The sequence below is a fragment of the Halogranum rubrum genome, from assembly GCF_900114455.1.
In the GTDB taxonomy this organism is placed as follows: Archaea; Halobacteriota; Halobacteria; order Halobacteriales; family Haloferacaceae; genus Halogranum; species Halogranum rubrum.
Genome location: NZ_FOTC01000009.1, coordinates 62,057 through 85,426, shown reverse-complemented (window position 1 = coordinate 85,426; position 23,370 = coordinate 62,057). Strand labels below are relative to the sequence as shown.

General features: G+C 64.4%; 25 protein-coding genes. 12 read left to right on the top strand and 13 right to left on the bottom strand.

Going from position 1 to position 23,370, the window contains the following annotated elements; translation table 11 throughout:
- The 5 genes from BM083_RS21135 to BM083_RS21115 all read right to left on the bottom strand — a co-directional run bounded on the left by BM083_RS21135 (position 1) and on the right by BM083_RS21115 (position 6,488).
- On the bottom strand, positions 1-1,224 hold the full coding sequence (locus BM083_RS21135; RefSeq protein WP_089872392.1) for an FAD-dependent oxidoreductase: 1,224 nt from the start codon (positions 1,222-1,224) through the stop codon (positions 1-3).
- A 37-nt stretch (positions 1,225-1,261) separates the two neighbouring features.
- Complete coding sequence (locus BM083_RS21130; protein WP_089872389.1) at positions 1,262-2,089, bottom strand: zinc metalloprotease; 828 nt, start codon at positions 2,087-2,089, stop codon at positions 1,262-1,264.
- Between the two features lie 83 nt (positions 2,090-2,172).
- Positions 2,173-5,310: an isoleucine--tRNA ligase gene (gene ileS / locus BM083_RS21125; RefSeq protein ID WP_089872387.1), complete on the bottom strand. Its 3,138-nt coding sequence runs from the start codon at positions 5,308-5,310 to the stop codon at positions 2,173-2,175.
- A gap of 106 nt (positions 5,311-5,416) precedes the next feature.
- Complete coding sequence (locus tag BM083_RS21120; RefSeq protein ID WP_089872385.1) at positions 5,417-5,992, bottom strand: hypothetical protein; 576 nt, start codon at positions 5,990-5,992, stop codon at positions 5,417-5,419.
- A 37-nt stretch (positions 5,993-6,029) separates the two neighbouring features.
- Positions 6,030-6,488: a DUF7992 family protein gene (locus BM083_RS21115; RefSeq protein ID WP_089872383.1), complete on the bottom strand. Its 459-nt coding sequence runs from the start codon at positions 6,486-6,488 to the stop codon at positions 6,030-6,032.
- 87 nt (positions 6,489-6,575) lie between these two features.
- On the opposite strand from BM083_RS21115, the gene BM083_RS23600 reads away from it, so the two are divergent.
- The 3 genes from BM083_RS23600 to ilvA all read left to right on the top strand — a co-directional run bounded on the left by BM083_RS23600 (position 6,576) and on the right by ilvA (position 9,219).
- A complete protein-coding gene (locus BM083_RS23600) occupies positions 6,576-6,716 on the top strand; it encodes a hypothetical protein (RefSeq protein WP_177197737.1) in 141 nt (46 codons plus the stop codon).
- A 73-nt stretch (positions 6,717-6,789) separates the two neighbouring features.
- Positions 6,790-7,893, top strand: coding sequence for a S1C family serine protease (locus BM083_RS21110; protein WP_089872381.1), 1,104 nt, complete (start codon positions 6,790-6,792; stop codon positions 7,891-7,893).
- Between the two features lie 87 nt (positions 7,894-7,980).
- Positions 7,981-9,219: a threonine ammonia-lyase gene (ilvA, locus tag BM083_RS21105; protein WP_089872379.1), complete on the top strand. Its 1,239-nt coding sequence runs from the start codon at positions 7,981-7,983 to the stop codon at positions 9,217-9,219.
- An 11-nt stretch (positions 9,220-9,230) separates the two neighbouring features.
- Here ilvA and BM083_RS21100 read toward each other — a convergent pair whose 3' ends face one another.
- Positions 9,231-10,175 carry a hypothetical protein gene (locus BM083_RS21100; protein WP_089872377.1) on the bottom strand — a complete coding sequence of 315 codons (945 nt, stop codon included), beginning with the start codon at positions 10,173-10,175 and terminating at the stop codon, positions 9,231-9,233.
- 118 nt (positions 10,176-10,293) lie between these two features.
- Here BM083_RS21100 and BM083_RS21095 point away from each other — a divergent pair, with 118 nt between their 5' ends.
- Complete coding sequence (locus BM083_RS21095) at positions 10,294-10,749, top strand: acyl-CoA thioesterase (protein WP_089872375.1); 456 nt, start codon at positions 10,294-10,296, stop codon at positions 10,747-10,749.
- A gap of 116 nt (positions 10,750-10,865) precedes the next feature.
- Complete coding sequence (locus tag BM083_RS21090) at positions 10,866-11,312, top strand: hypothetical protein (RefSeq protein ID WP_089872373.1); 447 nt, start codon at positions 10,866-10,868, stop codon at positions 11,310-11,312.
- Between the two features lie 9 nt (positions 11,313-11,321).
- Here the strand turns inward: BM083_RS21090 and BM083_RS21085 are convergent, their stop codons facing one another.
- Positions 11,322-11,807 (bottom strand): bifunctional nuclease family protein, encoded by a 486-nt coding sequence (locus BM083_RS21085; protein WP_009365603.1) that lies wholly within the window; start codon positions 11,805-11,807, stop codon positions 11,322-11,324.
- 96 nt (positions 11,808-11,903) lie between these two features.
- Entirely contained in the window at positions 11,904-12,533 is a 630-nt protein-coding gene (locus BM083_RS21080) for an ArsR/SmtB family transcription factor (protein ID WP_089872371.1), read from the bottom strand.
- A gap of 114 nt (positions 12,534-12,647) precedes the next feature.
- Here BM083_RS21080 and BM083_RS21075 point away from each other — a divergent pair, with 114 nt between their 5' ends.
- The gene (locus tag BM083_RS21075; protein ID WP_089872369.1) at positions 12,648-12,878 is read left to right on the top strand and encodes a hypothetical protein; all 231 of its coding nucleotides are present in this window, start codon (positions 12,648-12,650) and stop codon (positions 12,876-12,878) included.
- 6 nt (positions 12,879-12,884) lie between these two features.
- Here the strand turns inward: BM083_RS21075 and BM083_RS21070 are convergent, their stop codons facing one another.
- The gene (locus BM083_RS21070; protein WP_394327636.1) at positions 12,885-14,216 is read right to left on the bottom strand and encodes a glycerate kinase type-2 family protein; all 1,332 of its coding nucleotides are present in this window, start codon (positions 14,214-14,216) and stop codon (positions 12,885-12,887) included.
- 129 nt (positions 14,217-14,345) lie between these two features.
- Here BM083_RS21070 and BM083_RS21065 point away from each other — a divergent pair, with 129 nt between their 5' ends.
- The 5 genes from BM083_RS21065 (at position 14,346) to BM083_RS21050 (ending at position 20,151) form a co-directional block, all read left to right on the top strand.
- Positions 14,346-16,007, top strand: coding sequence for a TraB/GumN family protein (locus BM083_RS21065; protein ID WP_089872366.1), 1,662 nt, complete (start codon positions 14,346-14,348; stop codon positions 16,005-16,007).
- Positions 16,004-16,630 (top strand): zinc metalloprotease, encoded by a 627-nt coding sequence (locus BM083_RS21060; RefSeq protein WP_089872365.1) that lies wholly within the window; start codon positions 16,004-16,006, stop codon positions 16,628-16,630. The genes BM083_RS21065 and BM083_RS21060 overlap by 4 nt, the downstream gene beginning before the upstream one ends.
- Positions 16,631-16,752: 122 nt before the next feature.
- Positions 16,753-16,902 (top strand): DUF7556 family protein, encoded by a 150-nt coding sequence (locus BM083_RS23595; RefSeq protein WP_169315608.1) that lies wholly within the window; start codon positions 16,753-16,755, stop codon positions 16,900-16,902.
- Positions 16,903-17,191: 289 nt separating this feature from the next.
- The gene (locus BM083_RS21055) at positions 17,192-18,577 is read left to right on the top strand and encodes an NAD-dependent succinate-semialdehyde dehydrogenase (protein ID WP_089872363.1); all 1,386 of its coding nucleotides are present in this window, start codon (positions 17,192-17,194) and stop codon (positions 18,575-18,577) included.
- On the top strand, positions 18,574-20,151 hold the full coding sequence (locus BM083_RS21050; protein WP_089872361.1) for an acetolactate synthase large subunit: 1,578 nt from the start codon (positions 18,574-18,576) through the stop codon (positions 20,149-20,151). Before BM083_RS21055 ends, BM083_RS21050 begins: the two co-directional genes overlap by 4 nt.
- Before the next feature lie 53 nt (positions 20,152-20,204).
- Here the strand turns inward: BM083_RS21050 and BM083_RS22980 are convergent, their stop codons facing one another.
- Positions 20,205-20,456: a DUF8028 family protein gene (locus tag BM083_RS22980; RefSeq protein ID WP_143085788.1), complete on the bottom strand. Its 252-nt coding sequence runs from the start codon at positions 20,454-20,456 to the stop codon at positions 20,205-20,207.
- 349 nt (positions 20,457-20,805) lie between these two features.
- Here BM083_RS22980 and purM point away from each other — a divergent pair, with 349 nt between their 5' ends.
- Positions 20,806-21,780: a phosphoribosylformylglycinamidine cyclo-ligase gene (gene purM, locus BM083_RS21045; RefSeq protein ID WP_089872359.1), complete on the top strand. Its 975-nt coding sequence runs from the start codon at positions 20,806-20,808 to the stop codon at positions 21,778-21,780.
- Here the strand turns inward: purM and BM083_RS21040 are convergent, their stop codons facing one another.
- From BM083_RS21040 to BM083_RS21030, 3 genes are all read right to left on the bottom strand, one after another.
- Positions 21,781-22,218 carry a hypothetical protein gene (locus BM083_RS21040; RefSeq protein WP_089872358.1) on the bottom strand — a complete coding sequence of 146 codons (438 nt, stop codon included), beginning with the start codon at positions 22,216-22,218 and terminating at the stop codon, positions 21,781-21,783.
- A 65-nt stretch (positions 22,219-22,283) separates the two neighbouring features.
- The gene (locus BM083_RS21035) at positions 22,284-22,823 is read right to left on the bottom strand and encodes a CBS domain-containing protein (RefSeq protein WP_009365591.1); all 540 of its coding nucleotides are present in this window, start codon (positions 22,821-22,823) and stop codon (positions 22,284-22,286) included.
- Between the two features lie 51 nt (positions 22,824-22,874).
- Positions 22,875-23,243: a DUF555 domain-containing protein gene (locus BM083_RS21030; RefSeq protein ID WP_009365590.1), complete on the bottom strand. Its 369-nt coding sequence runs from the start codon at positions 23,241-23,243 to the stop codon at positions 22,875-22,877.
- Between the last annotated feature and the right edge of the window lie 127 nt (positions 23,244-23,370).

Below are 23,370 nucleotides of genomic sequence, written 5' to 3'. Positions count from 1 at the left end.
TCAGTCCGCACTCGCGACGACGTCCTCGTCTGCAGGCGAGTGCGCGTCGTACTTCTCGACCAGTCGGTTCAGCGTCGCCGGGTCGTCGGCACCGGGGAGCGTCGTCTCCGCCGTCGTCGAGGTGGCATCGACGCCGAGTTCGTCGCAGACGTGGTCGGCCGTCGCCTCGGCCATCATCCGATAGGTGGTCAACTTGCCGCCGACGATGCTGGCGAAGTTCTCGACGCCATCGTCGGCGTGGTCGAGCAGGAAGAACCCGCGCGAGATACCGCGGGACCCCGCTCGAGTGTCTTCGTCGGGACCGTAGAGCGGGCGGACGCCCCAGTAGGTGCGAGACACGTCGAGGTCCGCGACGGGCGGGAGCATCCGGCCGCACTCCTCGAACATCTTCTCGACTTCCCACTGTTCCTCGTCGTACTCGTCGGGGTCGTCGACGTCGACGCTCGTCGTTCCGAGCACCACCTGTCGCTCGTGCGGGATGACGATGTCGCCGTCTTCGGGGTCGCGACAGCGGTTGAGCACCGGCCCCAACTCGTCGTAGTCGACGGCGACCATCACGCCCCTGTTCGGGCGCATCGCCACGTCGACACCAGCTAACGCAGCACACTCGCCGGCCCACGCGCCCGTCGCGTTCACCACGTACTCCGCTTCGACGGTGTCGCCGACGCTTCCACCGACGTCGGCGGCGACGACCCTACCGTCCTCGACGTGGAGATTCTCCAGCGGCGCGTGTGTGAACATCGTCGCGCCGTGTTCTTCGGCACTGGCCGCGTTCGCAGCGACGAGTCGGGAGGGGTAGATGACGCCGTCGGGGACGTGCATGATGCGGGCGACGTCGGCGGCGAGGTCCGAGACCAGTTCGCGGGCCTCCTCGACCGAAATCTCTTCGGCCGGAATGTCGTGTTCGTGGCACGCCGCTAGCTTCTCCTCGAAGTATTCGGAGTCGTCGTCTCCGAGCGAGACGAACAGGCCACCGGTGTCTCGAATCGCCTCGCCGGCGATGTCGCGGAGGATGTCGTTCTCACGGAGACACTCCTGTGCGCCCAGTGCGTCGGCCTCGGCGTACCGAGCGCCGCTGTGTAGTAACCCGTGGGAGCGCCCAGAGGTTCCGGACGAGAGGCCGCCACGCTCCACGAGTGTCACGTCGACGCCCCGCATCGCGAGGTCACGAGCGACGCCGACACCGGTCGCACCGCCACCGACCACCAAAACTGTGGTCTTCATACGTACCCGAGAGGGCGAGGAAGGCTAACTCTCGCGGTTACGGCGCGCGCTTCCGCCAACGAGGAGATGAAGTGCGTTCGTCCCCAGACCGAGATGTCGAGTTCGGGTCGTCCGGAGATGGCGGCGTGCGAATCACTGCACCCAAGAGCCAGAACAGCGGCGTCAAGAGGAGACCGACCACGGCGACGGCCCACTCTACTGGCGTCACCGAGACCGAATCGGAGTCGAGTCGCCGCCCGGCGAACGGAAGCCACCGACGCGCGCCGTAGACCCACAGAAGCGGTTCGAGCACGACGTCTCGCACGCCCCGTCGCCACTCAGCGAACGTCGGGGTCGACGGCGATGAGAGGCCACCGACCGGTTCGGAGTCCCCGCTGAGTTCCCGTGGAAGCGCCGAGTGACAGGTCCGGCACAGTCGGTCGGGGTAGCGGTCCAGTTCGCCGACCGTCGACGAGGACTGCATGACGCAGTTCCCGTCGCACCGGTCGAGCCCGAGAGCGTGTCCGACCTGCTTTATCATCTGTCGTCGAACCCGAGCACTACGTCTGTAACCGGAATCACCGAATCGGTCCGTCGAGAGTAGCACACGGCCACGGTCGGAGTCAACCGGACCGCGCCGATGCGACACATCGGCATCTGTGATTCCCAACACCACGTCGAAGGCGTCCCCTCCGTCCCAGAGAGCGACGTCCGAGAGCGTCTCGGCGTCGTACTGGTCTCTCTCGGCGTCGTCGCCGACGCCGGGAAGCGGTCGCGCCCCCAACACCGTCGCGTTCACGCCGTATACGTGTTCGAGCGCGTCGCTCGCCGTCTGTAGGTCCTCCTGAGCGACGTCACCGAGCGGAACGATTGCAACCCGAGTCACCGGGCGACCAACTCCATGGCATCGGTGTCGGCCGAGACAGCAAAAAGGTTTGTTATGCGATAAGTATCGCTTTTATTACTTTCTCACTCTTCGGTACGTGCGACGCCGATAGTCACCTCGACGCCTTCGACGTCCCACTCTTCGACGAGGTCGAACGCCTGTTCGTCGCCGTCGACGAACTCTTTCGTTCGAGTTTCCTCGGCGATGAACTCGCGGTGCTGGTCGACGAAGCCAGCGACCCGGTCGTCGGCGACGTCCAGTCGCGTGTGGATGGTCTCCTCCACGTCGAGGTCGAGTTGCTTTCGCATCTCTTGGACGCGCCGGACGATGTCGCGAGCGTAGCCCTCCGCCTCGATTTCTTCGGTCAGCGTCGTGTCGACGTAGACGCTCCCGCCCTCGAAGTCGGCACCCGAGATACCCTCCGGCGGTTCGGCGTGATACTCGACCATCTCGTCGGTGAGGTTCACCGTCTCGCCGTCGACGTCGACGCCAGCCTCGACTTCGGCGCGAGGCTTGCCCTCGACGGCCTGCATGATCTTCTGCGCCTGCCCGCCGAACTCCGGTCCGATGACGCTCATCTTCGGGTCGGCGTGTTCGACGAGTTCGTCGAACTGCTCAACCACGTCGAGCGACCGCGAGTTCACGCGGTCGAGGAAGAGGTCCTCCAGCGAGCGCATCGCCTTTGTGACCTCTTCGTCGTCGCTCTCGACGACGACCCGTGTGACGGGCCAGCGAAGCTTTCGACCGCCCTGCTGGCGGGCGTTCGCGGCGGCTTCCTCGACTTTCCGGAGCACGGCCATGTTCGTCTCCAGGTCGGGGTCGTGGTACTCGGCATCTACCTCGGGGTAATCGAGCATGTGGACCGTCGTGTCGTTCCCGTCGAGATGCTGGTACATCTCCTCTGCGAGGTACGGCGTGAACGGCGCGATGAGTTTGACGGATTCGAGAAGAACTGTCGAGAGCGTGGCGTACGCGCCGCGCTTCGAGTCGGAGTCCTCCTCCTCCCACATCCGCTCGCGGATGGCCTTCACGTAGAAGCGCGAGACGTCCTGCGTCACGAAGTCCAAGAGGGTGTTGAGCGCCTCGTGGACTTCGTAGTCGTCCCACGCGTCGGCCATCTCCTGTTTCACGCTCTGGAGGCGCGAGAGCACCCACTCGTCGACGACGGTGAGTTCGCCGTCGGAGAGGTCGGCCTCCGACGGGTCGTAGCCGTCGAGTCGCATGTACGGCAGCGGGAAGCGGAACACGTTCCAGAAGATGTTCAGCCCCGACTGCATGTCGGCGAGGCCGTCCCACTCGAACGAGAGGTCGACACCCTGCTGGTCGTGGCTCAGGAGGTAGGCACGAAGCGGGTCACGGCCCGCACGGTCGATAGCCTCCTCGGGCGTGACGATGTTGCCGACGGACTTGGACATCTTCCGGCCGTCCTTGTCGTTGGCGAACCCGTGCATGATGACCTCCTTGTACGGGACTTCGCCGACTGCGGCGGTTCCCATCCCAAGTTGCGACCAGAACCACCCGCGGGTCTGGTCGTGGGCCTCGATGATGAGGTCGGCGGGCCACAGTTCCTCGAAGTCGTCTTCCGTACCGGGGTAGTCGAGCGTCCCCCACGAGGCGACAGAGGAGTCGATCCAGACGTCGAACACGTCGGGGACGCGTTCGTAGGTGACGCCGTCTTCGGTGATGGTCAGCGGGTCGACCGCCGGACGGTGGAGGTCCATCGACTCGGGGTCGACGTCTTGGTCGACACGTTCGGCGAGTTCCTCGCGTGTGCCGACGACGACGAGGTCCTCGGGGTCCGGCGTCGACTCGCCCTTCGGCTTCCAGATGGGGAGCGGGATGCCCCAGTAGCGCTGGCGGGAGACGTTCCAGTCGGGCGCGTCCTCGACGAAGTTCCGGAAGCGGTTGTCGCGCGCCCACTGTGGGTGCCACTCGCTCTCGTCGATGTTGTCGAGCAGGTCCTCTTTGACGTCCGTGATGGTGATGAACCACTGGTCGGTCGCGAGGAAGATGATGTCCGTGTCGCAGCGCCAACACTGGCCGTAGCGATGGTGGTGCGTCCCGCTGTGCAGGAGTAGTCCCTTCGCGTCGAGGTCCTCGATGATGTCGTCGTTGGCGTCGCGGACGAACGTCCCCTCGTACTTGCCCGCCTCGGCGGTGAAGTCGCCGTTGCCGGCGACGGGCGAGAACACGTCGAGTCCGAGTTCCTGTCCGCGCTCGAAGTCCTCCTGACCGTGGCCGGGTGCGGAGTGGACGAGTCCGGTTCGGTCGGCTTCGACGTAGTCGCCGGTGTAGACCTGTCCGGCACCCTCGAAGTCGGCGTGGTCCGGTACTTCCTCGGCCAGTGGGTGGTCGTACTCCCAGCCGACCATCTCGCTCCCCTCGAACTCGTCGAGGACTTCGTAGTCGTCGTATCGGCCCTTCTTCAGGGCCTCTTCGACGCACGGTTCGGCGAGGTAGAGCACTTCGCTCTCGCCGTTCTTCGTGGCTTCGACCTTCTGGTACGTCATCTCCTCTGCGACGGCGACGAACGTGTTGGCCGGAATCGTCCACGGCGTCGTCGTCCAGATGACGAGGTTCCCCTCCTGCTCTTTCAGGGGGAACTTCACGTAGATGCTCGGAGACTCGATTTCGTGGTACTCCACCTCGTTGTCGGCGATGGCCGTCTCACAGCGTGGACACTGGTTGATGGCGCGTTTGCCCTGCTTGACGAGACCGTTCTCGTGGACGTTCTGGAACGCCCACCACGTCGCCTCCATGTACTCCGGCGACATCGTCTTGTAGGGGTTGTCCCAGTCCATCCACGCGCCGATAGACTGGAAGTCGCCGTCCATGTTCGCGCGGTTGCGCTCGGCGAACTCCTTACACTCCTCGATGAACGCCTCGACGCCGAACTCCTCGATGTCCTTCTTCGAGTCGAAGCCGAGTTCCTCCTCGACTTTGACCTCGATGGGGAGTCCGTGCATGTCGTAGCCCGGACGGTCGGTGACGCGGTGGCCGGTCATCCGCTTGTACCGGATGACCGCGTCCTTCAGCGTCTTGTTCCACGCCGTCCCGAGGTGCATCTGCCCCGAGGTGTACGGCGGCCCGTCGACGAAGAAGAAGGCGGGGTCCTCGGCGTGTGCCTCCTTCGTCGCCTCGTAGGCGTCGTGCTCGTCCCAGTACGACTCCGCCGAGGATTCGACGTCCTCGGGAGTGTACTGGTCGCTGATATCCTCCATACGGGGGGAAACTGGCCGTGCGTATATCAAAACGGTGGTGTTGCACGCGCGGATGTCGGACCGTCGTCGACCCGTCAGTCGGTCTGTAACGCTCGCCCGTGGCCCGTCAGTCGGTCTGCAACGGTCCGGCCTCGACTCGACCGTTCTCGTCGTAGAGCGTCACTTTCGCGGCCGCCGGCGACGACTTCGACTCGTAACTGATGAGTGCCGTACAGACCAGTTCGTCGGCGTTGGGATAGTACTCGTCGGCGACGTCCGTCGCCGAGTCGGTTTCGAGCGAGATATCGAGCGTCGACCAGCCAGTCCACTTCGGATTCGTTCCGGTACGGTTGTGGACGTGATACGTCTCCTCACGAGACATTCGAGCCTCGAAAAGGAGCAAGAACGTCGTCTCGAAGTCGACGTCGCCGACTCGGTTCCGCATGTTGTCTGCAGTATCGTTGCGCTCCGTGTCGAGAAACGACGGTGCAGTCTCCGGCGAGACGACGAGTCGAGCGTGAAACTGCGCGTCGTTGTCGTCACCGAGTCCGCCCTCGACGAGTGGGTCGTCGTGCGGATGGAGGTGGGAACTGCCGAAGTCCGAACGAACGTCACCACCGACTGGACTGTACACTCTGCCGAGACAGCCGGAGAGCGAAGTGGTGGCGACGGCGGCGCTAGCGAGGAGGGCACGTCTGCGCATGACTAGTCAGTAGTACGATACGACAAGAGTCTACCGTTCAGCCGAAATCCGGCAGGTCGTCGGGCGCTTCGTACTCCGCCTCCCAGTCGATGTAGTCTTCCTTCAGTGTCTCCGAGACGACCTGTCCGAGTTCGGTCAACCCGGCGTTGATAGAGGAGACCTGTCCCCAACTCGTGAGTTCGGGGTGGAGTTTTCGCTCCTTCCAGTCTTGCGGCAGTCCCGGCGCGTGGTAGCCAACCCTATCTGCAAAGTCGTCCCAGAAGAAGTCGAACTGTTTCAGGAGGTCTAACTCGAGGACGATGTCCCACTCCTCGGGCGTCACGTCGGTGTGGGCGGCCCACTCGTCGAACGCTTGGTCCCACGCGCCTTCGCGAAGGAACTCGTCGAGTTCGTCGCGGTGGTAGTCGGTGTCGCCGAGAATCTCGGCGTCCTCGTACTGGTTTGGGTCTATCTCCTCCAGTTCGGGCGGCGTCGGCGTCTCGACGTCAAGGGGCATACCGTACTCTGAAGACGGGTAGCAGTAAAGTCTCGTCGGACGTGTTGACCCCAGCCACTATGTCTGGGTAGACACATACTCCAGTCGATGATCACGAATCGCGACATCCAGACGGTCGACCTCTTCGACCAAGCGCTCGGCGAGGTAATCGAGAGCGCACAGGACAGCGGCGTACCGGATGCGGCGCTCGCCGAGGCCCTCCGCTCACACGCCGACGAACTGGAGTAACTGGCACCCGTCGAACCGACCGAAACGAGAAACGAGGCGTGAGTGTTTATGCGTGCGAGAGCTAACCACGTCTATGAACGCGAGTCGACGTCGGTTTCTCGCCGGACTCGGGAGCGTCGCCGTCGCCGCCAGTGCCGGGTGCTCCGCGCCGACGAGCAGTGCAGAGGGTGCGGACACGTCGACAGCAGCGGAGTCGGTCGCGTCAAGCGGCGTCTCACAGACACAGACCGTCGCCAGCGACGAACCGTACACGCAGGTCTACCGCGACGTCGTCTCCTCTATCGTCCTCGTCCGAGTCTATCGGGAAGACGGCAGCGCCGGGCAGGGGTCGGGGTTCGTCTACGACGGCCGACATCTCGTCACGAACGAACACGTCGTCCGTGGCAAGTCGGAGGTTCGAGTCCAGTTTCGTGACGGCGAGTGGCGCGTCGCCAGCGTGGTCGGCACCGACGTCTACAGCGACCTCGCCGTGTTACGCATCCCGAACAAACCCGAGTACGCGACTCCCCTCTCGTTCGTCGAAGCAGAGCCACCGGTCGGGACTCGCGTCGTCGCCGTCGGTGCACCGTTCGACCTCGGTGGCTCCGTCTCCGCCGGCATCGTCAGCGGCCAGAACCGCGCGCTCCCGAGTTCGACGGGGTTCACCATCGCCGACGCGGTGCAGACGGACGCCGCCGTCAACCCCGGCAACAGCGGCGGACCACTGGTGACGCTCGATGGCGAGGTTGCCGGCGTCATCAACTCCGGTGGCGGCGACAACATCGGCTTCGCCATCTCGGCGGCACTCACCCAGCGAGTCGTTCCGGCCCTTATCGAGTCGGGGAGCTACGAACACTCCTTCCTCGGCGTCCAGTTACAGCAGGTGTCGCCGCTCGTCGCGGAGGCGAACGGCCTCGACAGAGCACGCGGCGTCCTCGTCGTCAGTACGGTGCAGGGCGGTCCCGCCGAAGGTCTCCTCCGCGGGAGCGACGACCGGACGAGCATCAACGGGCGACAAGTCCCCGTCGGTGGCGACGTCGTCGTCGCCGTCGACGAGACGCCGATTCGCACGCAGACGGACCTCGGCACCTACCTGGCACTGGAGACGAGTCCGGGCGACACCGTCCGAGTGACCGTCCTCCGCGACGGTGAGCAGCAGACGGTCGAGGTGACGCTTGGACGACGACCCGCGCCCTGACCGCTCGGTACGCGTCCGGTCAATTTTGCGCCTATCGAAAAACAATCACGAGGTTTCTTCACGAATCCCACGAGAGCCACAGTATCGATGACGCAGACGCGCTCGCCACCGGTCGACTTCACCGACATCGAACAGGCAGTAGAGCGCCTCGACGACCCGAGCGTGGTCAAACACACGCCGGTCGAACGGAGCACCTCGCTAGACGCCGTGACGGGTGGCGAAGTCCACCTCAAGATGGAACATCTCCAGTGGACGGGGTCGTTCAAGACGCGCGGCGCGTACAACAAGATTCGCCAGTGTGTCGAAGCAGGCGACGTGAAACGAACCGTCGCCGCCAGCGCCGGCAACCACGCCCAGGGCGTCGCCTTGGCGTCGACGAAACTCGGCGTCGACTCGACTATCGTCATGCCGACGACGGCCCCACAGACGAAAGTCGACGCGACCCGCGACTACGGGGCTGACGTCGAACTCGTCGGCCGGGACTTCCAAGAGGCGATGTCGCACGCGAAAGGTCTCGTCGACGACGACGGCGTCGAGTTCGTCCACGCCTACGACGACCCGGCCATCGTCGCCGGACAGGGAACGCTCGGCGTCGAGATGTACGAGGACCTGCCCGACGTCGACACCGTCGTCGTTCCCATCGGCGGCGGCGGCCTCATCTCCGGCATCGCCACGGCCTTCGCGGAACTCTCCCCCGAGACGCGCATCGTCGGCGTACAGGCCGTCGGGGCCGCGACTGTCGCCGATTCGTTGCAGAAAGGAAGCCCGCAGACGCTCGACTCGGTCGACACCATCGCCGACGGCATCGCCACCGGCGGCATCTCCGACCTCACGCTCTCGCTCATCGACGCCCACGTCGACGAGGTGGTCACCGTCACCGACGGCGACATCGCCCGCGCGGTGCTGTTCCTCCTCGAACGAGCGAAACAGGTCGTCGAAGGGGCGGGCGCGGCGTCCGTCGCAGCACTGCTCAGCGAGAGCGTCGACGTACGCGGCGAGACGGTGATGCCGCTGCTCTGCGGCGGTAACCTCGACATGACGATGCTGCAGACGGTGCTCGTCCACGCGCTGACCGAGCGTGAGCAACTCCTCCAACTCCGGGTACGCATCAAGGACCAACCGGGCAAGATGAAGGAAGTGTCGGGCATCATCGCCGACCACGGCGCGAACATCCAGACGATTCGCCACGAACGCGCCGCTCCGGAACTCGACGTGGGCGAAGCCTACCTCGTCTTCCAAATCGAGACCAGCGGAACCGAACACGCCCGACGCATCATGCGGACGATTCGGAGCCACGACTACGAGGTTCGGCACATCAACGCGTAGCGTACTCTCTCCTACTCGTCGACGTGCACTCGCGTCCAGTACACGTCGCCGTCGTACCGGACGAGGTAGTCCCCGTCGACAGTCGATTCCTCCTCGTCGTCGCGGACGATATCCACGTCTTCGACGTCGTCGTGGGCGCGGAACCGCGCACCCAACTCCTGCATCGCGTTGGGAACAGGTTCGTCGGAGTCGACGACGTAGCCGTCTTCGGCGTCGAGTGCGTCGGCGACGATGGCTCGTTCGTCCTCGGAGAGTCCCGACAGCACGAACGCGTGCGCTCTGCGAATCTCGCGACCGAACTGCGACGCCGACTCGGCGACTCGTGTCGAACTGTACTCGTACGTCTTCACCGGCGCGTCATTCGACCCGGTCACCTCGAATGCCGCCCGCGTGCCGTTCTCCCACTCGATGACCGCGTACTCCGGGTCTGGTACCAACACGGAGTCAGCTATCTCCGCAGTAGTGTATCGGAACGAGGTTCCGTACCCGACCGACGACAGGTTCTCCCAGCCGAGGCGCTCGAACTGCGCTCTGTCCACGTCGGGGAGCGACTCGTAGGCGACGACGTCGGCGGGGGAGACATCACCCTCGGGCGGGTCGAGTGTGACCGAGAACGTCGTCGTCGTCGCCGGTTCCGTGTCGACCACGGTGAACGAGAGTCGATAGACCGACTCCTCGAAGACGAACGTCCGGTCGGCGGGAAACGGACAGCTGGTTCCCTCCGCTCGTGGATGCTCGCCGTCGATAGCGGCGCTGACGAGGGCGTAGGACTCTGAGTCTTCGGAAACTCGGCCGTAGGTCAGTCGCTCGGCGATGCCGGTGTCGGTAATCGGCGTCATTCGAAGGAGGGCGTTCGGGCCGGGTATCGCCAGCGACGACACGCCGAATCCGGTACACCCGGCGAGCGACGACAGACCGAGCGCGGCACCGGAGGCGAGGAGGGCACGACGGTTCATATCGGAGTGACACACGACAGTAACAAAGGCTGTTCGGCTCCCGAAGACGGATTCCGAACCAAGAATCGTGAATGTGGCTTCCAGTACGCTCATTCACGGGGGCGGTGAAGCGCCACGCATGAGCGACCTGATGGACACCTACATCGAGAACCGTCACCTCGTCCAACCCAACCACACCAACAACTACGACGTCGCCCACGGGGGGAACGTCCTGAAGTGGATGGACGTCGTCGGTGCGCTCTCGGCGATGCGGTGTGCCGAGACCACCTGCGTCACCGCCCGGATGGAACAGGTCAACTTCGTTCAGCCAGTTCCGCGCGGCGACACGGCGCTGATTCAAGCCTACGCCTACGAGACAGGCCGGACGAGCGTCCGTATCCGTATCAAAGCCTACCGCGAGGACCCACAGACCGGCGACAGAGAGTTGACGACCGAGTCCCACTTCGTCTACGTCGCTATCGACGACAACCTGGACCCGACGCCCGTCCCGGACCTCACCGTCAACACCGACGAAGGCGAAGAACTCCAGAGAGACGCACAGGAGGACATGGAGGACCTCTACAACGGGAACTGAAAGGTCGGTTACGGCTGCCGAACTCGTCGAGAGAGCTGAAAGTCGAGCGAGCCAACCGATTCTACGACCGCTAGCGTCTTATATCGACGACGGTGACCGCGTCAGATACAGGCTGTATGAGTTACGAATTTTCGAATCTTCGACAGTACGTTGGAATCGGTGCGGGCGTCGTCGGCTTGGTACTCGCCTCCGTCGTCGGTGTCTCCCAACAGCTGACTTCCGACGCCGTCTCGGCGCTGTGTCTCAACCTCGGCATCCTCAGTGGTGGAACGACGTTCGTCAGTGCGTGTTATCTCCCGTACGAGGCGGCACGGCGACTCTTCGGCCGACTTCTCGGCGTCGCCGGCGTGGGCACAGGTGTCGCCGTTGTGAGTTACGGATATCCGGCACGCGACGCTCTCACCGTCGTCTCTGGAGTCACCGTCGCCGTCGGCGTAGCGGTGCTCAGCGTCGCCGTCGCTGTCGGACTCTCACGACTCGACCGTGAACTCGGGATGGAAACGACGCCAGAAGAACGACTGTTGAGTGACGGGGAGTACCACACTGCCGGATTCGACGACTGACGGGGCGAATCAGACGCCCCAATCGTCGGGGCCGGAGTCTTCGCCCTTCGACCCCGACCCACTGCCGAGGTCGACCGCCGAGGGTGGACGTCCCGCGTGGTCGAGAATCTCGTCGGAGATGCTGATGGGACAGTCGACACGGACGGCGAGAGCGACGGCGTCGCTGGGTCGCGCGTCGAAGACGAACTGCCGCGCTTCGCCGTTCTGATACCGCTCGGCGTCTATCTTCGCGTAGAACGTGTTGTCCGCGAGGTCGTCGATGCGGATACCGTCTATGGCACCGCCGAACTCCGTCACCATCTCGATGAGCAGGTCGTGTGTGAGCGGCCGTTCGAACGAATCGCCGGAGAGACCGAGCTGTATCGCCTGCGCTTGGTCGCCGGTGACGAAGATGGGGAGGTACTCGCCGCGGGCCGACAGCACCACCGCCGGGACGTTCGCCCCGTCGGGGCCGACGCCGACGGCGATGCCCTCTACTTCGGCAGTGTGATTCATGCTATCGAGTTCGTTTTGTGGGTATGAATACCTACCCCCGCGAGCGGGAAACGAGGAGAGAATGGAGGGGACCAGTAGACCGGTGAGCCGGCGAATTCAACGCCGCGCGTACCAGACTGCGAACGCGATGGTGAGCATCAGCGCACCGCCGAGGAAGAAGAGGAGACCGGGCGGGAGCACAGTTCCGGCAGCCGCCGTCGCTGCGACGCTGTCGGCGGCGACTTGGGTACTCTCGGCCGTCGCCGCGTCGCCACCGGTGGCTCCGAATCCGAACCCGAGCAACGGCCCGTCGGCGAGCAGATACTGGACGAGGAGACTCATCCCACCGAGGATACCGAAGCCACCGAGGAGACGCTGGAGGGCGCTCTTCAGCCCCGTCGAGTCCGACTCGCGACCGGCGAAGACGACGAGCGGCCGATTCGACGGCGCGTAGACTTTCATCTCTCTACCCTTCTCCGAGTAGACGGTGTCGACGACGGCGACGAGGTCCGCATCTTCGAGTTTACCGAGGTGGTACTGGATGTTCTGCAGCGAGGTGTCGAGGCGTTCGGCGAGCGACGAGGGGGAGTCGGGTTCCTCGTGGAGTTCCGAGAGGAGTTTTCGCGCCGTCGACGAGGAGAGCGCCGAGAGCATCTCGTCGGCGTCCTCGCTGTCGACGCCGATGACGCGTGGTTCGGACTCCTCGACGGCCGAGATGTCGGGAGCGGAGGGCAGAAGCTTCGCCATACGTCTCATACAGCGCAGGGGGAGACAAACTTGTTGTTCACAACAGTGGTTGTGTGAGTCATCGGCTCACACGCGCACCGAGAGGCTTTTCAAGCCTCCTCCGTTGATACGCCTGTGTTCGACGAACTGACTCGCGGCGAACTGTTCGTCGCCGCGACCTACGTCCTCTCCGGTCTCCTCATCGCCCTCAGTGCCCTCACCGACCCGACCGTCCCCGTTCCCGGCGGCCTCCTCGCGGCGCTCGTGCTCCTCGTGGTGCCGCCGCTCGCCCTCCGCGACATCGTGGCCACGAAGCGACTCGCAGACCCAGAGTTCGGCAGCGATGCGCTGTTCGCCGACGACTGACTCCGACTACTCGGACGCCTCGCCGACGACGAGCACGCGCAAGTCGTTGACGTTCGTGCCCGTCGGCCCCGTTCGGACGATTGCCCCGCGCTCGTCGAGGTAGGGGAACGCGTCGTTGGTGGCGAGTGCCTCACGAGCGGCGGTGACATCGTCGACCGTCTCGCCGTCGACCAGTGCGCCCGCGACGTCGACGCCGCCGTCCCGGCCGTCGGTGTCGACTGCGCCGAGCACGGTCCCCGACTCATCGAGTTCCAGCGCCGCCGCGAGCGCGAACTCCTGGTTCGGACCGCCACTGCCGTCGCCACGGACCGTCACCGTCGTCTCTCCCCCGGCGAGAATCACTGCTGGCGTTTCGACTGGGTTGCCGGTCGCCGCCGCTTCCTCGCCGACGGCGACGTGGCTCTTGGCCGCCTCACGGGCCTCGCCGCGGATGCGTGACGAGAGGATACACGTCTCGTACCCGCGCGCTGTCGCCACCGACTGGGCCGCGTCGAGCGCGGTAAAGCCGTCGGCGAGGACGTAGTTCGTCACGCGCTCGAACACCGGGTCGTCGGCGCGGGGCGTCTCCGAGACGTCGCCTGCGACACCTGATTCGAGGCGGTCGCGGACCGACTGGGGTGCGTCGATTCCGTAGTGGTTCAGTACGTCGAGCGCCTCCGCGAACGTCGAGTCGTCGGGTGCAGTCGGCCCGCTGGCGATGACGCTCAGGTCGTTGCCGACGACGTCGCTCAAGACGAGACCGGCCACCGCCGCGGGCGACGCTTCTCGGGCCAACTGGCCGCCTTTGACCGCCGATAGATGCTTTCGGACGGCGTTTATCTCGTCGATTTCGGCTCCGGACTCTAAGAGGTCGGTCGTCGTCTGCTGGAGGTCCGCGAGCGAGATACCCTCGGCGGGTGCGGCCAACAGTGCGCTCGCGCCACCGGTGATGACGCCGAGGACGAGCGTCCGCTCGTCGGCGTCTGCGAGGAGTTCGAGTATCTGTCGTGCGCCCTCGACGCCCGCCTCGTTCGGCACGGGATGAGAGCCGACGACGACGTCGACGTACTCGGTCTCCTCGGGGTCGCGTGTGACGACGACACCGCCGGAGATGCGGTCGCCGAGGACCGATTCGAGCGCCGTCGTGACGCCGCCGCCCGCCTTGCCGCCGCCGACGACGAGGACCCGGTCGTAGTCGGTGAGGTCGTACGTCGTCTCTCGAATCGTGAGCGTGTCGCCGTCGAGCGAGACGCTGTCGTGGACGACCTGCTCGGGGTGGGCGGCGTCGATGCCCGCCTCGATGCAGGCGAGCGCCGTCTCGTGTGCTGGTGTCGCCGCGAGCGTCTCGGCGTCCTCGATGTCGGTCATACCCGGCGGGTCACAGTCGAGAGAGAAAAACGCATCCGCTTCGGTGGAGTTTGCGAGCGTCTCGACTTCCGTTCGCCACTCCGACAACGGTAAACCCCGGGGGAAAGTAGCGTGAGAACAATGAGTAACCGTGCGGAGTCAGCCCCCTCCGAGGGGAACGTGCGCGTGGTCGGGACGGCGCACGTCTCGGCGGACAGCGTCCGCGAGGTCGAAGAGACCATCGAGGCGGAACGTCCCGACGTCGTCGCCGTCGAACTCGACGAGGGGCGGTATCGCCAGATGCAAGGCGAGACGCCAGACGACCTCGACGCGGGAGACCTCCTGCGAGGCAACACCGTCTTCCAGTTCATCGCTTACTGGATGCTCTCCTACGTGCAGGCACAGATGGGTGAGAGGTTCGACATCCAACCCGGTGCAGATATGCTGGCCGCCGTCGAGACGGCCGAAGAGTACGGTCTCGACGTCGCGCTCGTCGACCGAGATATCCAGACGACCATCCAACGGTTCTGGCGACGGATGAGTTTCGTCGAGAAGCTACGGATGGTCGGCGGACTCGCCTTCGGCGTCACCGACAGTCGCGTCGTGGGACTGCTGTTCGGCCTGATGGTCGGCATCTTCATCGGCCCGCTCATCGGGCTCTTCGGTGGGTCGCTCGGTATCACGAGCGCACTCCTCGCCCGAGTGACCGGGGGCGTCGTCGTCGGCCTCGGTGCCGGCATCGCGCTGAGTTTCGTCGGCGACCTGTTTCTCGACGGTGACGACAGTCTGCTGCTCGCCATCGGCGGCGGTATCACCGTCGCACTCGTCACCGCGACGCTCGGTATCGGCAGCGGCCTCGTCGGTGGCTTCGTCGCCCAAGCAATCGGAAGCATGGCGCTCGGACTGCTCGTCGGCGCACTCGTCGGCGTCGCCGCGGGCGGTCTCTTCGCCGTGATGGGGCTGAACGTCGACGAAGACTACGAAGAACTCGACATGTCGGAACTGACGGACAAGGACGTCGTCACCGTGATGATGGAGGAGTTCCGCGAGTTCAGTCCCGGCGGTGCAGAGGCACTCATCGACGAACGTGACGCCTACATCGCCCACAAACTCGTCGCCCTGCGCGCACAGGGCCACGACGTCCTCGCCGTCGTCGGCGCGGGCCACCGTGCAGGAATCGAACGCTACCTCGCGAACCCGGAGACGCTCCCGCCGATGGAGTCGCTCGTCGGCGAGGCCAAGAGTCGCGGGATTCCGTGGTTCAAACTCATCGGAATCGCCATGTCCGTCGGCTTCGTCGCCTTCTTCATCCTGCTGGCGATGGCGGGCGTGCGAAACGGGTTCCTGCTTCGGCTGTTCGCGGCGTGGTTCGTCGTCAACGGCGTCTTCGCGGCGGGACTCGCCAAACTGGCCGGTGCTCGCTGGTCGTCCGCCGCCGTCGGTGGCGGCGTCGCGTGGATGACCTCCGTCAACCCGCTTCTCGCACCCGGCTGGTTCACGGGCTACATGGAACTGCGACACACGAACGTCAACGTCGCCGACATCGCACAGTTGAACAAACTGCTCGCAGACGAAGAGCGACCCATCCGTGAAATCGTCGGCGACATGTTCGACGTGCCGCTGTTCAAACTCATCATGGTCGTCGCGATGACCAACATCGGGAGTCTCATCGCGAGTATCCTCTTTGCGACGTACATCCTGCCGCTGTTCGGTGCCGAACTCGGTGGACTCGACGGCGTCACGCGCCTGATGATTCAAGGGGCGACCCGTAGCTTCGACGTCATCGTGGGGGCCCTGACGTGAACCTCCAGTTCAGCGCGAAAGAGGTTCAAGACCTCTTCGTGGCGTGGCTCGCGCTCGGTCTCGCCTTCGCCATCTTCTTCGAGCGGAGCGTGAACGGTCTGTTGCAGGAGGGTATCGTCCTCCCACTCGTCGTGAGTCTCCTGACTGCCGGTGTCGCCTTTCTCCTCCACGAACTCGCCCACAAGGTGGTCGCCGTCCGGTTCGACCAAGTCGCGGAGTTCCGCGCCGACTACAGCATGCTCTTCGTCGCCATCATGAGCGCCGTCGTCGGCTTCCTCTTCGCCGCGCCCGGCGCGGTCCACCACCGTGGCTATCTGACCGAACGCGAACACGGCCTCATCGCCTTCGCCGGCCCGGTGATGAACCTCGTCCTCGCCGTGGTGTTCGTCCCCGTCCTCGTCGTCGGCGCGGGCGGCGGGTCGGGGCTGATCACCGAAATCGGTGCGAAAGGTATCATCATCAACCTCTTCCTGGCCGCGTTCAACCTCATCCCGTTCGGGTCGCTCGACGGGCGAACCGTCGTCGGATGGAGCAAGGTCGTCTGGGTCGTCAGTTTCGTCGTCAGCGCGGGCCTCGCAATCCTCGCATACATTCTTCTGTTCGCAAACGGACTCGGCTTCTGAGCGAGTCACGTCCCCGCTCGCTCGTCCGTCGCCGACGTTCAGTCGACGTCGACTGTCTATCTGTCCGTAAAAATGTTTATCAAATAACAGCTTGTGTCCCCTTCTACGGAGCCTCATCGAACATGTCCAACACATCCGACTCCGAAGTCATGTGCTCGGTCGACGAAGACGGCTCGACGGAGCGACTCGTCGTCGCCGACCTCGCTCGCGACGACGCGTGGCTGTCGATGCGACTCGACGACGTCTCGCGGGTCGTTCCACAACAGCGCTGACAGTCGGTGGTGAGATGGTCGGTGGATGGCGACAGCGTCAGTTCCGGTCGGCGTCTGCGTCCGAGACGTTCCAAGACGTCTCGGAACGTGACACGCTGTGCCTCGTAGTCTTCTAAGAACGCCTTCGACCCGTCGCTGTGGGTCGGTCACATCTCAATCTCGGCAGTTATCTCCTCACCGTCCAGCAGGTGCAGCGCCGCCTCGAACACCGCGTGCCGAAAGCTGGGAACACACGTTCTGTAAAACGGCGAGTATGCCTTTGTACGATGCACCCGACGACCTTACCGAGATGGAGTCGATAAATCCGGCAACCGGCGAGCAGATAGAGTCGTACGACGAACACACCGAGAGTGACATCGACGACGCGCTCGACCGTGCGTCGGAGACCTTCGAAGAGTGGCGTGAGACCTCCTTCGCGCATCGACAGACGCTGATGGAGAATGCCGCCGACGTCCTCCGCGAGAACGAAGAGAAGTACGCTTCGCTGATGACCGAAGAGATGGGCAAACCAATCGAGCAGGCCCGCTCGGAAGTCGAGAAGTGTGCGTGGGTCTGTGAGTACTACGCCGAGACGGCCGAAGAGCATCTCCAGGACGAGGTCATCGGCACCCAATCGGACGCCAGCGCGTTCGTGAGCTACGAACCGCTCGGACCCGTCCTCGCGGTGATGCCGTGGAACTTCCCCTTCTGGCAGGTGTTCCGCTTCGTCGCCCCGAACCTCTGTGCGGGCAACGTCGGTCTGCTGAAACACGCCTCGAACGTGCCGGGGTGTGCACTCGCTATCGAAGAAGTGCTGGAAGAAGCGGGGTTCCCCGAGGGGGCGTTCACGACGCTCCTCGCCGGGTCGGACAAGATGAACGACGTTATCGACGACCGGCGCGTGAAGGCGGTGACGCTCACCGGGAGCGAACCCGCGGGTCGCGCCGTCGCCAAGCGCGCAGGTGAGAATCTGAAGAAGACCGTCCTCGAACTCGGCGGGAGCGACCCGTTCGTCGTCCTCGACGACGCCCACGTAGCGGAGACGGCCGAGAAAGCCGCGAAGGGACGCCTCCAGAACTCCGGGCAGTCCTGTATCGCCGCAAAGCGGTTCATCGTCCACACGGACGTCTACGACGAGTTCGTCGAGCAGTTCGTCGAGGAGATGGACTCGTGGACCGTCGGCGACCCGAGCGAGGAAGACACACAGGTCGGCCCGCAGGCTCGCGAAGACCTGCTGGAAGACCTCCACGAGCAGGTCGAGGGAACCATCGACGCCGGTGCGGAGTGTCGACTCGGCGGCGAGCCACTAGATAGAGAAGGGGCGTTCTACCCGCCGACCGTCCTCGTCGACGTGCCGACCGATGCACCCGCTGCGACCGAGGAGACGTTCGGCCCCGCCGCCGCCGTCTTCGAAGTCGATAGTGAAGAGGAGGCGCTCGAACTCGCCAACGACACCTCGTTCGGCCTGGGTGCGAGCGTCTGGACGAGCGACTTAGAACGTGGCGAACAGTTCGCCCGTGGTTTCGAGGCGGGGTGTTGTTTCGTCAACGAAGTCGTCAAGTCCGACCCGCGAGTCCCGTTCGGCGGTATCGAGGACTCCGGCTACGGCCGCGAACTATCGGAGCACGGGATTCGCGAATTCGTCAACCGAAAGACCGTCTGGGTCCAGCACGGTCTCGGCGGTGACGTCGAATGAACGGCGCGGAACTGCTCGTCTCCTGTCTCGAAGCGGAGGGCGTCGAACACGTGTTCGGTCTCCCAGGCGAGGAACTGGAGGACGTGCTGTTCGCGCTCCGTGACTCCAGTATCGAGTTCGTCCCGACCCGTCACGAACAGGGCGCGGCGTTCATGGCCGACGTCCACGGGCGACTGACGGGCGAGGCGGGCGTCTGTCTCGCGACGCTCGGCCCGGGGGCGACCAACCTGCTTACGGGCGTCGCCGACGCCCACCTCGACAAGTCGCCGCTCGTCGCCATCACCGGACAGGGGAGTCGCGAGCGACTCCACAAAGAGAGCCACCAGCATCTCGACATCGTCCACACGTTCGAGTCGGTGGTGAAGTGGAACACCCAGTTGGACGACGTAGCGGTCATCAACGAGTCGGTCCGGAAGGCGTTCAAACTCGCCGAGTACGAGAAACCGGGCGCGACCCATCTGGAGATTCCCGAAGACGTCGCGGCCGAAGCCGTCGACGACGACCCACTTCCCGTCCGCGACCCGGTTCGCCGACCCGACCCGGACGAACAGTCGGTTGAGCGTGCGGCCCGCCACCTCGCCGACGCCGACGAACCGGTCGTCTTGGCCGGAAACGGCGCGGTCAGAGCGGACGCCTCGGCGTGTCTCCACGACTTCGTCGAGTCGACCGGTCTCCCGGTCGTTGCAACCTTCATGGGGAAGGGAGCCATCTCCGACAGAGACGAGCAGTCGTTGATGACGCTCGCCTCGGGACCGAACGACGAGGCGGCGAGCGTCGTCGAGGGGGCCGACTGCGTGCTCGCTATCGGCTACGACATCGCCGAACACGACCCCGAAGGGTGGAACCCGAACAAGGAGACGACGGTGCTCCACCTCGACCACGAACCCGCAGAGGTGTACGAACATTACAACCCGGAGGTCGAAATCGTCGCCGACATCTCGCGCGGCCTCGAACGACTCACCGAGTCCGTCGACCGGACGTGGGAGCCGTGGTGTAGCGACGTCCACGAGACGGTGCACTCGCACGCGCTGACGAAACCCGACGAAGACGACCCGATGACGGTGGCGGGCGTGCTCCCGCACCTGCGTGAGGCGATGGCCGACGACGACGTACTCCTCTCGGACGTCGGGAGTCACAAGATGGCTATCGCGAAGGGGTTCCCGGTCTACGAACCGAACACCTGCATCATCTCGAACGGACTGGCCAGTATGGGTATCGCCGTCCCCGGCGGCGTCGCCGCCGACCTCGCCGTCGACTCGAACGTCGTCGTCGCGACGGGCGACGGTGGCTTTCTGATGAACGCCGCCGAGTTGGAGACGGCCGCTCGACTCGGACTCGGCTTCACCGTCCTCCTGTTCGTCGACGACGACTACGGACTCATCTCGGAGAAACAGGAGGCACACACGGGCGAGTCGTTCGGGACGCGACTGTCGAACCCCGACTTCGTCACGTTCGCCGAGAGTTTCGGCGTCACTGCTCACCGCGCAGAGTCGTGGGAGGAACTGTCGTCGCTGCTCGCTTCGGCAGTTCCCAGCGACGAGTTGACGCTCGTAGAAGTCCCGCTCGACGGATAACTGTTCCTCCGAGGGAGGCGGAGTCCGTATCGTGCGGCGATGCGCGCGGTGTGCTACGCCCGCCGGTGGTCGTGCCCGGCGACGAGTGCGACGGCGTTGAGCGCAATCAGGACGACGAAGACGATTGCTCGACTGCCACCGATGCCGTCGAAGAGGAGGGGCACGTAGAGAAACGGGAGGGCGATAGCCGCCCAGAACCCGAGGAACCGTACCGGCGCCATGACCATCTGCAGGGCGTTCGTTCCGCTGGAGGACTCCGAATCGAGTGACGAGTGATCGTTAGCTGTTGTGGACGCGCCTGACATCTGGACACCTACAGGAGAAGACGACTGACAGACGCATATAATAGCGAGACCGTTCAGGCGAATTTATCACCGCCGTGAACTACTGAAACGTGTTTTCGTCTCGTTAGAGTAGTTTTAACCGCTTTTTAGCAAGTCAGTTGAACTCAGAAGATGTCGTTCGTAAAGGGTGTCACTAAGCGCCGAGACTCGCAAAAACCGTCCGTTTAGGTGGAAGATAGCCGAAATACGTGCCAAATTATCAGATTGATAGACGACGCTGTGGTCCTCTGTGGTGGGTGTTAGCGAGGTAATAATCGCCTCTGCCGTGGCGAACGGTGGGCTTTTGCCCTCCCATTACGCGGGTTCGCACATGAGCGACGACGGCGAGGACGAACTCACGTACGCGGAGTCGGGTGTCGACATCGAGGCAAGCGAGGCCGCCACGGCGGCGCTCGTCGGCGCAGTCGGCGAAAGCGAAGGCGACTACGCGGGACTCTTGGACATCGGCGACCGGTATCTCGCACTCGCGACCGACGGCGTCGGCACGAAACTGCTCGTCGCCGAAGCCCTCGGCGACTACTCGACGGTCGGTATCGACTGTATCGCGATGAACGTCAACGACCTCGTCGCGGCGGGCGTCCGACCGGTCGCGTTCGTCGACTACCTCGCCATCGACGAACCCGACGAGAACTTCGCCGAACAGGTCGGGAGAGGACTCTCTGCCGGGGCCGCAGAGGCGAACATGGAACTCGTCGGCGGCGAGACGGCAGTGATGCCCGAAGTCGTGAAGGGACTGGACCTCGCGGGCACCGTCGCCGGACTGGCCGCGAAAGACGCCATCTTCCCCGCCGAAGCCGAACCCGGCGACGCGCTCGTCGGCTTCCAGTCGTCGGGAATTCACTCGAACGGCCTGACGCTTGCGCGAAAAGCCGCCACGAGAAACCACGAGTACACGGACGAGTATCCGTTCGACGACTACGACACGGTCGGCGAGGCGCTCCTGGAGCCGACGAAAATCTACACACACCTCCTCGACCCGATGCGTGAACACGGCGTCCACGCCGCCGCCCACGTCACCGGCGGTGGCTGGACGAACCTCACACGTATGGGCGACTACCACTACGAAATCGAGGACGCCTTCGAACCACAGTCGGTCTTCGAGTTCGTCCAGTCCGAGGGCAACGTCTCCGACGAGGAGATGCACCGGACGTTCAACATGGGCACCGGGTTCGTCGCCGCACTCGCTCCCGACGACGCCGAGGCACTCGCCGACGAGACGGACGGCCGCGTCATCGGCCACGTCGAAGAAGGTGAGGGCGTCTCGATTCGCGGGCTGGAACTGTAGTCAGACAGACCGCAGTTCCTCGGACTTGCTCTTCTCGTAGTACATGTGCGACCAGACGCGCTGGACACCGACCGTGAGAAGCAACAGACTCCCGGCGAGCGCGACGTACCAGCCGACGTCGGGGACGAAGTAGCCACCGACGGCGGACTGCCAGTACAGCGTGACGAGTCCGACCGAGAGACAGCCGACGAGGAGTGTCGTGAGGTCCGAAATCGGCCGAGCGTCGAACGCGTGAAGTACGCCGAGTGCGAGGACGGCGGGAACCAAGACGAGACCCCAGAGGTCGAGGCCCGAGTCCATCCCGGCGAGGTAGATGGCGATGACCGGACCCTCGTGTGCGGGGTCGACGCGAAGCCACGGCAGTATCGACCCCGTAGCGACGAGTATCGACGCGAGGAGAGTGAGGGTGGACTGGGTGGAGGGCGACAGGCGACGCATTGTCAACACGTCGCAGTCGAAGCCTATCGGCTTTTTGCTCGGTGCAAGAACGGAGAGCGGGGGTCTCAGGAGAGTTGTCGCGCGATGTCCGCCTCGGTGATGATGCCGACTGCTTCGCCCGCTTGCGTCACCATGACGGCTTTGTAGTGGTCCAGCAGATTTCGGACTTCGTCGACCGTCGCGTCGGGAGCGACGGCGGGGAACGACTCGCTCATGACTTCGCTGACCGGGAGGTCACCGACGTCGTCGCCCGCGTGAATGATGTCACTGTGGCTGATAGAGCCGACCGGAATCCCACTCTGGATCACGGGCAGTTGGGAGTACGCGGCGTCGTCCATCTGCTGTTCGGCCTGTCGAACTGACTCGTCGGGTGCGACGCTGATGATTGTCTCGTGCATGATGTCGTCGGCGCGGACGACGCTCCCCTCCGCCTCGTCGAGTGCGTTGACGATACGCCGCAGCGTCGACAGCCGTGGGTCGACGTCGCCGCCTTCGATACGGGCGATGAGCGGTTGGGAGACGCCAGCCATCTCGGCCAGTTGACTCTGCGTCAGTTCGAGTGACGTCCGTCTCTCTCTGAGGTCTTGCGGCGTGGGGAGTTCCATACCCCCTCATAACCGTAGGTTATTAGAAAATCTTTCGACGCGGCAGGGAGTTCAGTCGCGAGACTCGTCGTCGTCGCCTTCGTGCTCTATGATGTCGATGACCGAGAGCGGCACGTCGCGGAGTGCGCCGCCGACTTCGCTCTTGGCGATACGGGAGGCGTGCTCTTCGTTCTCGGCGTTGAAGATCTCGATCTCCATCAGGAGACCGACGAGGGCCGTGTTGGCGGCGATGAACGCCGAGTCGAACGGCTCACCGCAGGCCGGACAGCCCGTGACGCCGACTTCGACCTCGACGTACTCCTTGTTCTTCTGGTTCAGGCGCTTCCCGGCTTCGCTCACGGCGACGCCGATAGCGTCGTCGACATCCTCGACGTCGCGGACGAGCCACGCCGCCTCCATCGCGACGAGATAGTTACTCATAGCATGGAGAAAGAGACGGAGGGTTTCGTGCTTTGTGGTTCGGCTGTCGCCCCGTGACAGCGACCCTTGGGAACTGGACACACACGTAGAAACACCGCCGAAAATCGCCGATCTCGTGTGCGCATCA